At 38.6% G+C, this 534-nt stretch carries 1 protein-coding gene; it reads right to left on the bottom strand.

Features of this window, described 5'->3' with window-relative positions; genetic code table 11:
- Positions 1-534: hypothetical protein (locus tag ACYVTD_RS15345; RefSeq protein WP_461248569.1), on the bottom strand; the 534-nt coding region annotated here is incomplete at both ends.

Raw genomic sequence — 534 nt, 5'->3', positions numbered from 1 at the left:
TGGAGCTAAAGAAGAATTATCTAAAAAAGGAACATCAAGATTGATAAGACTTCTGCAACCAGAAGCATAACCGTATAAAAACTGATGTGTAATAACTGGGCAGGAACTCAAATTTGGCGCTTTTAATGTAACGAGTTTTTCGCAACCTCCGGCATAGTCTGCCATAAAGTTGCTTCCCATAATGACTATATTTGTAGTGTCCGGAACATCAAGATTGATAAGACTTCTGCAACCAGAAGCATAACCACTCATGAAAAAATGGCCGACCGAAACCAAATGCGATGTATCTGGTACTCCTAAGGACAGTATTCCTTTATTAGAAGCTGCATGGGACAAAAATCCTTGATTAACTGTAGTTATATTAGGGTTAATTGACATATCGATGTCTACTCTTGCATCAGGAAGAAAAGGATAACCAACATTATTATTAACCCCAAATGAAGCTAGTCTAGCGAATAAATATAGTGTTTCTCCAACATCAACATTAACTGCCGCCGTGCTCCAGGTTGTTCCGTTTTTGGACCACTTTGTTCC

It is taken from the genome of Treponema sp. R6D11, from assembly GCF_054786075.1.
The sequence above is the reverse complement of the archived record's forward strand: the minus strand, read 5'-3'. Positions and strand labels throughout refer to the sequence as shown.